At 42.1% G+C, this 8098-nt stretch carries 6 protein-coding genes and 1 pseudogene; 1 reads left to right on the top strand and 6 read right to left on the bottom strand.

Translation table 11 applies throughout. From position 1 onward, the window contains the following. Positions 1-306 precede the first annotated feature (306 nt). The 6 genes from mdh to BFN00_RS07680 all read right to left on the bottom strand — a co-directional run bounded on the left by mdh (position 307) and on the right by BFN00_RS07680 (position 6730). On the bottom strand, positions 307-1479 hold the full coding sequence (gene mdh / locus BFN00_RS07705; protein ID WP_071850974.1) for an iron-dependent methanol dehydrogenase: 1173 nt from the start codon (positions 1477-1479) through the stop codon (positions 307-309). A 255-nt stretch (positions 1480-1734) separates the two neighbouring features. After that, positions 1735-2007, bottom strand: a complete 273-nt coding sequence (locus BFN00_RS07700; protein WP_071850972.1) for a hypothetical protein — start codon at positions 2005-2007, stop codon at positions 1735-1737. Then, positions 2004-3563: a PepSY-associated TM helix domain-containing protein gene (locus BFN00_RS07695; protein ID WP_071850970.1), complete on the bottom strand. Its 1560-nt coding sequence runs from the start codon at positions 3561-3563 to the stop codon at positions 2004-2006. Before BFN00_RS07695 ends, BFN00_RS07700 begins: the two co-directional genes overlap by 4 nt. Positions 3564-3566: 3 nt before the next feature. After that, the gene (locus BFN00_RS07690) at positions 3567-3848 is read right to left on the bottom strand and encodes a hypothetical protein (protein ID WP_071321188.1); all 282 of its coding nucleotides are present in this window, start codon (positions 3846-3848) and stop codon (positions 3567-3569) included. A gap of 42 nt (positions 3849-3890) precedes the next feature. Further along, positions 3891-4502, bottom strand: a complete 612-nt coding sequence (locus tag BFN00_RS07685; RefSeq protein ID WP_071850969.1) for a DUF4198 domain-containing protein — start codon at positions 4500-4502, stop codon at positions 3891-3893. A gap of 71 nt (positions 4503-4573) precedes the next feature. After that, positions 4574-6730: a TonB-dependent siderophore receptor gene (locus tag BFN00_RS07680; RefSeq protein ID WP_071850967.1), complete on the bottom strand. Its 2157-nt coding sequence runs from the start codon at positions 6728-6730 to the stop codon at positions 4574-4576. Positions 6731-7296: 566 nt separating this feature from the next. Here BFN00_RS07680 and BFN00_RS07675 point away from each other — a divergent pair. Beyond that, positions 7297-8098 (top strand): annotated as a pseudogene (locus BFN00_RS07675) (ISNCY-like element ISAba32 family transposase); the annotation flags it as partial.

Raw genomic sequence — 8098 nt, 5'->3', positions numbered from 1 at the left:
AAGAGACAGAGGTACACCAACCAAGCGCTGGAATTCAGAATCTGAAAAACGATTTAATTTCTGATATTTCATGAAATCTATATTGAGGCAGTTTTTACTTTCGCAAGAGGTCTAATGTCGATATTCATAATGAAGGGGACTTCATAAAAAAGAAACACCCCCCGCTTTTATCCTCTTATGAAGGCAAAAGGATCAGCCAGGAACAGGAAAATGCATGTCTGCTCTGGGCACACTTCCTCAGGAAGTGAAACAGGGGCTGTTAAAAATGTAAGTCAGATACTTGGAGAGAATACTTACATTGAGGTACTACATCGCCGCTTTAAAAATATCTACCACTTGGGCATGGTTGGCTTTACGTGGATTGGTCAACATGCAGGCATCTTTTTGTGCATTTTCCGCCATGATGGCCAAGTCAGCTTCTTTTACATTCAATTCCGTCAGCCCAGATGGAATACCAATTGAAGCCGAAAGCTGACGAATGGCGCCAATCGCTTCATAAGCTGCTCCAGTTACGGTTAAACCTTCTGTATTCACCCCCATCAATTGGGCAATTTTGGCATAACGTTCAGGACAAGCAATCAGGTTAAATTCACAAACATGGGGGAGCAGAATTGCATTACAAACACCATGCGGCAAGTTGTAGAAGCCTCCGAGCTGATGTGCCATCGCATGCACATATCCTAAAGAGGCGTTGTTAAAGGCCATTCCGGCAAGATATTGGGCATAGCTCATGGCATCCCGTGCTTCCAGATTATCCCCATTCGCCACTGCCAGGCTAAGCCATTCGCTGATCATGGTAATCGCCTTTTCTGCACAGGCATCAGTGATTGGATTTGCTGCCGTAGACACATAAGCTTCTACTGCATGCGTCAAGGCATCCATACCTGTTGCCGCAGTCAGCCCTGCAGGTTTGGCCAACATAAGTTTAGGGTCATCAATCGCAATGAGTGGTGTACAACGCCAATCTACAATCGCCATTTTCACATGGGTATCGGTATTGGTAATGATACAGAAACGTGTCATCTCCGAAGCTGTCCCTGCCGTAGTATTGATTGCAATCAGTGGTGTCATCGGGACGGTACTTTTATCAATCCCTTCATAATCACGGATATGTCCGCCACCTGCAGTGACTAGACCAATGCCTTTGGCACAGTCATGTGAGGAACCCCCACCTAACGATACAATAAAATCACAGGCATTTTCATTATAAGCTGTAACTCCATGATGCACGTTAATATCAGTTGGATTGGGTTCCGCGCCTGGGAAAATATAACTGTCAACACCCGCCTCTTTCAAATAATTTGCAATATCATCTGCAACACCAAATTTAAACAGCCCCGCATCAGTTACAATCAGCGCTTTCTTGGCACCTAAATTTTGTGCTTTTATCCCGATTTCTTTAGCACAGCCCGGACCAAAAAGTGAAACACAGGGAATATAAAAACCGTTAGTTTGATCTGAAATATTTTTAAAAGCCATGGCGTGATTCCTTCTACCATTAATTGATTATTTTATCGGTGACCCTCACCGTAATATAAGTATTGGATGAAGTAAAAAAGAATCCTACCTACCAAATACCTACCAATTTAAATTTCTGATTCTAGCCAAAATAATGAATCTGAAATATTTAAAAGTAGGTTGGCAAGGTTTAGCAGATACTGAGTAGATTGGTTCAATAGAGGGCATGTAAGTAGCGCACTAGGCTGTTTACTACTTTCTGATTTTAAATAAATATTAAAATGCTTTATTCATTTTTAAGATAAAGATAAACAGTACAGGGCTTAGAAATACCCATAAAGCCACAAAGCTAATACTGGAGCTAAACTGGGTACGTAATAAAAACATCGCGACGAATAAGAAAATACCCGCAGTGAATTTAGTGTGCGTAGGAAAATTAGCTAAAAAAGCGTAACGAGATTTTCGGGTTTTTAGGATCTGCTTTGTACTTACCGCATAAAAGGCAAAGCAGCTTAGCCATAAAAGAACGGTTACTGCGATCCATATCATGTGGAAGACTCCTGCTGCGCAGATTTTAGTTTGGCCTGAATTTTATTGACCGCCTTTTGCTGAATGGGCGTAATTTTCTGGTGTAAAAAGAGGGCAAGCAGTGCCAAGCTCCACAACATCAGATCGATTCGCAGAAATGACCAGTAAGTTGTAAAAGAATCCATATAGTCATGTGAAATGAGATAATAAATATTGATCAGCGGCAGCATAAAAGCAGTACCAATCAGGATTTTAAGCTGAATTTTCCATAAATATTGCTGCGGTGTTAAACATGCCAGAATGAAACTGCCGAGCCAAATACTGAAAAAACTATAAATCTCATAATTTGGTGCACCTACAGGGATGCTGATAAAACGATTCGCATAGAGATAAGCCAGCATGGCAATCGGCAAGCCAAGTATCATGGTGATATTCAAGCGGTTCACCAAATAATGTCCGAGATGAAACCGCGCTGATTTTTTCTGCATCTGGCGTTTCAGACTCCACAGCAGCAGACCGGAGGCAATCATGGTGCAGCCCAATATGCCAGAGAAAAACAATCCTAAACGTAAAGCAGGTTCAGCAAAACGTGCCATATGCAAACCATACATGCCGGCATTGAGTGTGGCAATTGCACTTTCATTGCGTGTACTTTCAAGCAATTTTCCGGTAGCTGCATTTAAAATAAGCTGTGCTTGATTTCGGGTAATGGAATGATCTTTGAGCTGAGTTAAGGTTATGTGTGCCAGCTGGGTATTGGGCTGCTTGACCGTGATATTGTCAAATTCCGCATATCCCCAGTGTTGCTGTGCCGTGGTGATAAAATGTTGAATTGGCAGCATCTGGGTTTTCACAGGAACTGAGGGGGTGGCTGATGTATTGATTGTGCGAATTTCTTCAAAATATTGAAAGGGATTGTCTGGATAAAGTTTTTTCATACCGGAAGGCAGCACGATATAAAAGAAAATCGCTAACCCGGTAAATGTCATGGTCAAAAAGAACGGCAGGGCAATCACTGAACTGACATTATGAAAATCCAGATAAGAGCGCTGTCCTTTAAAGGCTCTTAGGGTAAAAAAGTCTGTCAGGATTTTTTTATGGGTAATAATTCCTGAAATCAGAGTCAGTAACATGATAAAGGCAGCGACCGTCACAATGAGGCGACCGATGGTGTAGGGCATACCATAGAGCTGAAAATGAAAATTATAGAAAAAATCTCCCCCTTGTGTGGCTGAAAGCTGTAATTCTTTTCCTGTCGAAGCATTCAGGGTTTTGACTTCATAGCCACCATCCGCTTTTTGCCAGTAGACTTTATTCACCGGTGAGTCTTGATTGGCGACTCCGATATACCAGTTTTGGGCGTCCGGTGCATGCTGCTGTAAATAGCTGTAAGCAGATTTTAAGGCAGTTTCCTGATTGACTTGCATTGTGGCAAATTCAGGCTGCATCCATAGACTGATTTCATGTCGGTAATAGGTGACCGCGCCTGTTAAAAAGATCGCAAAGAGTAACCAGCCAAAGCTTAAACCCAGCCATGAATGTAAACATGCCATGGATTGACGGACAGATTTATGCATGGTTTAACCTATGAAGCGGGAGAAGAGAAATAAAATAAGTAAAGGAATCAGGCTATAGATAGAAAGCTTTTTTAAACTTTGGATACAGAAGATTCCAATCACAAAACAGACATAAAAAATCAGGGCAGTAAATGCAGCCAAATAGACAGACTCAGCTTTAGGCAAATAAGCTTGTAAAAAGTAAGCCAGATCGAGTGCGATTAAATAACTGCACAAGTAGCCAATGCCAAAGGTCATGCCTAAGCGATAGAGAATGGCAAGTGGCTGCACTACAACAGACATCATATTTGGCCTTGAATAAATCTATACTGATGAAAATCTAAAAACTTAATAAACAAAACTTAAAGTCGTTACCAGATACTGTTTTTTATAGGCCTGCTGATTCAATTTTCCTGCCTTGTCTGCTTCTTTGCCAACTTCAATGACATATTGACCTTTCCATGGCGTGGCGATCGTAATCTGGCCTTGGCCGTTGGTGGTGTATTTTTTTAGCCAGAATTGCGGGGAAAAGACTGTGACTTCAACATCCGCAGCAGCTTTACCCTGATACAGTACCGTAAATGTATTGCTGTTGATCTGGGTCGGGACAATATCCAGTTCTGACTCTGCTTTCAAGTTTTGTCTGCCGGATTTGGCATGATAGCTCAGCAATGATTCTCCATAGATCAATTCATGAGTGAGCTGGACATCGGTCTGGCCTTGGGTCGCATAAAGCAAATGATCTTGTTGCATTTGAGGACTAAAGCTTTTTCTAGACTGAACGGCCTTTGCTTGATTAAAAGACTTCAAGGCACCTTGCTGCGTTTCTTTAAGCTGTTCACTATATTCACCAAAGAACGCATGAGTCTGCTTATCTGTATCACGTTCCAGCCAAAGCATATGCGCCTGAGCTGAAAGTGTCATAGACAGTCCGAGGGTCAGAGCGATCATTTTTTTCATTTGTTTTACCTGTTTTTGTGTATGTAGTGATGATTTAGCCCTGAACATGTCGTCAAGGCTAAGTTTGAAAATCAGTATTTAAATTTCACAGCAACGCTGTAATTTGCTGGTGCACCATAAAAACCTTGCTGATTCGGGAAATTGAACAGATATTTTTCATTGGTCAGGTTATTACCATTGGCTTGCAAGGTCATATGCTCATTCAGCTCATAGCTGGCCATTAAGTTCACGAGCGCATAAGCATCCTGCTCAATGATTCCAGCTTTCTGGGTAATCACTCCATTGGCGGTTGCTTCAGGCACATCTAGATAGGTCTGATCTTGCCACTGCACACCAAGGCCCAGTTTCAGTTTTGGAAGTTGCGGCACCTGATAGGTAGTTAAAAGATTAAAAGACTGGGTTGGATTGAAGGTACGCGCATCACCGCCATTGATCAGATCTTTCAGGCTAAACTGGGTATAACCAAAGCTTAAGTTAAAATGGTCGGTCAGTTGTCCCGCCAAGCCAAACTCGTAGCCTTGGGAACGCAGGTCACTGACCTGAGTTGTGCGTAAAGTCGGGATACCATCAGAATCACGAAGCGGATAATTACTTTGCTCCGTTCTGAACACAGCCATGGTGGCGGTAAGCTTGTCATCTAGCCAAGAACCTTTGACTCCGACTTCATAGCTTTCACCTTCGATCGGTTTGTTAATGCTGCCATCATCTGCTCTGGTGGTTTGCGGACGGAAAATCGAGGTATAACTCAGATAGCCTGTATATTCAGGGCTAAAGTTATAGGTCAGACCGGCATAGGGTAAAACTTTATCTTCATCATAAATGGTGTCGGTCCCATAACTGCTACCACTGCTTTCAGCCTGAACATAGTTCGCACCTAAAAGCAGTTTCAGATCATCATTCAGATGCAGTCGGGTCGCAGCATAAAGGCTCTGGTTCTTCTGCCGGATATGCATTTCCCCACTGGTTTTCGATAGATCCCAGCTTGGTTCTTCGGGTGTAAAACTGGCTAAATCTGTGGTCAGCGGATTGACAAAGCTGCCAGCATAACCCAATTCATCCAGACGATTTTTGGCCCAGACATAGCCCAATGAGGCTTCATGGCGTTGTCCCCAAAGCGGATAGGTGCCGCTAAAACTCAGGCTGGCTTGTTGTTCTTTATTGTCATCAATATACATGCCTGGGTAGAGGAAGATGCCTGAAGTGCCATTTGCGCCAGGTTTGCCGGACAGAAACAAGAGCTTTGAATCGCGTTGTGTACGTTTTTCATCATAGGTCAGTTTGGCTGTCCAGTCGCCACCCAGTTTTTGTTCAAGCTCGGCAAAGTAACTTTTAATATTGCTATCCCAGTGGGCCCAGCTTGGACTGTAATTATAATTCCGTGAGTAACTGAGCTGCTCGCCTTCAGTATTGATCAGTGGATTAGAACCCCAATTGACACCATTCGGCTTGTGATTGGTTTCGGTATAGCCAGCAGTCAATAGAGTTGTGTCAGTAATATCTGCCTCCACAACAGCACCTATGCCGTTTTTTTCCAGTTCATAACGATCCAGATAACTGTCGCCTGTTTGTTGATAGCCAAATACACGACCTCTGACTTTTCCATCTTGGGTGAGAGGAGAGGATACATCTACTTCATAGCGCTGCGTATTCCATGAGCCATAACTGGCATTCAAGGCTGCCTGAAGTTCCTGAGTAGGGCGTTTGCGAATCATGTTAATAGTTGCGCCGGGATCACCAATTCCATTATTTAAGGCGTTCGCGCCTTTGACCACTTCTATACGGTCAAACAAAAAGCTGTCTGGATTATCATTATTATAATTATAGCCTTCGAGTGGAATGCCGACACCATCGACTAAGACATTTGAAATCTCGAAACCACGAGCGAGGTAGGAAGTTCGTTCAGTTTCTTGATTGCTGACGATAATGCCAGGGGTATTGCGCAGTACGTCCCGGGTATTATCCAGTGCAAAATCATCCAGTTGCTGGCGGGTTAGGACATTGACTGTTTGCGGTGTTTCCTTGAGTGGAATATTCAGTTTTGAGGCGGTTGACGAGTTTTGGATGATATAGGCTTTACTCTGTTCAGAGCTGAGCTCACTCTGTTCTGATTCCGCTGTAACGGTAATCGTTGGTAATTGCTGAGTATCATTGGCAAAACTTTGCTGTGTAATTAAAATCGAAAAACTGAGTAAAGATAGCTTAAATGATGAAGGAACGGTATAAGACATTTTAGTTAATGTAAATGATAATAATTATCAGTAATGTTATTGTTTAATCATACTTAAAGCAATCTCAACATAACAGGAAATCCAAATGAAAAATGAGTTAATGATAGGTAAATTGACAAATAAAACTTTGATGTAAGGAGTAGGGGCAATAAAATATCACTATTAAAAAAGATGTTATTACCTTACTTTTTTGTTCCTGAATCAATTTTTTTATATAATGCTCTATAATTGTACAAATCCTTAATCTGGATTTGAACAAGATTTTCAAGTGATTCAATGCACTAAATCTAATTTGGGTCAAAATTGGGTCAATGAGTTTTTTTATTCAATAAAATGAATTTAGAATGAATAACTTAGGATTTGAGTTCAATTGACGCCACCTTATAATTTTATGTAATCAAGAACACAGCAGGGTTTCATTATTTAACTAAAAACCTTCTATTTAACATAATCAATATTATACGAAATCAGTCTGTTAGAACCCATTTAAAGTGTCTATATTCTCACCAATAAAAATGTCTAGTTTATGATGGTTTTTATCACCATGGACTGGATATAAAATATAGATGCTGATCACTATGTCTGATAAAGAAATTCAACGTCTTGCAGTTCTGCAAGACGTTAGAGATCATCGTATTACCCAGGTCCGTGCTGCTGAAATCCTGAATCTTTCCACCCGTCAAATTACCCGGTTATTGCAGAAACTCAATCAAGATGGTGTCTCAGGTATGGCACATGCCAGTCGTGGTCAACCTGGCCATCGTCGCCATGATGACTTGTTAAAATCAAAGTGCCTTTCCATTATTGCTGAACATTTGCTGGGCTTTGGACCCACCTTGGCGCATGAGAAGCTCAGCAGCATGTTTGGTCTGCATATCCCTGTAGAAACGGTTCGTCGCTGGATGACTGCAAATGACCTGTGGATTCCTCGATCCAAGCGTCTGAAACGTCCGTATCAGCCTAGATATAACCGTGATTGCTTCGGTGAGCTGATCCAGATCGATGGCTCATATCATGACTGGTTTGAAGGCCGAGCTTCCAAATGCTGCTTGCTGGTTTATATCGATGACGCCACTGGAAAGCTGTTGCATCTGCGCTTTTGTGAGGCTGAAACGACCTTTGATTATATGCTTTCAACCCGAGCCTACATTGAGCAATACGGCAAGCCTTTAGCGTTTTATAGCGATAAACACTCGGTATTCCGAGTGAATCAGAAATCGAGCCAAGATAGCCAGATCACGCAATTTGGGCGGATTCTGAATGAGTTAAATATTGATATTATCTTCGCCAACTCACCCCAGGCCAAAGGCCGTGTGGAACGTGCCAATAGAACACTCCAGGATCGCCTGATCAAGGAAATGCGCCTAG

This window comes from Acinetobacter sp. AR2-3, from assembly GCF_001878775.1.
Lineage (GTDB): Bacteria > Pseudomonadota > Gammaproteobacteria > Pseudomonadales > Moraxellaceae > Acinetobacter > Acinetobacter lwoffii_D.
This window is presented reverse-complemented; position numbering and strand designations above follow the sequence as displayed.

Bases quoted from the DNA above. Each gene is read 5' to 3' on its own strand.
- mdh (WP_071850974.1), bottom strand. From the start codon at position 1,479: ATGGCTTTTAAAAATATTTCAGATCAAACTAACGGTTTTTATATTCCC.
- BFN00_RS07700 (WP_071850972.1), bottom strand. From the start codon at position 2,007: ATGATATGGATCGCAGTAACCGTTCTTTTATGGCTAAGCTGCTTTGCC.
- BFN00_RS07695 (WP_071850970.1), bottom strand. From the start codon at position 3,563: ATGCATAAATCTGTCCGTCAATCCATGGCATGTTTACATTCATGGCTG.
- BFN00_RS07690 (WP_071321188.1), bottom strand. From the start codon at position 3,848: ATGATGTCTGTTGTAGTGCAGCCACTTGCCATTCTCTATCGCTTAGGC.
- BFN00_RS07685 (WP_071850969.1), bottom strand. From the start codon at position 4,502: ATGAAAAAAATGATCGCTCTGACCCTCGGACTGTCTATGACACTTTCA.
- BFN00_RS07680 (WP_071850967.1), bottom strand. From the start codon at position 6,730: ATGTCTTATACCGTTCCTTCATCATTTAAGCTATCTTTACTCAGTTTT.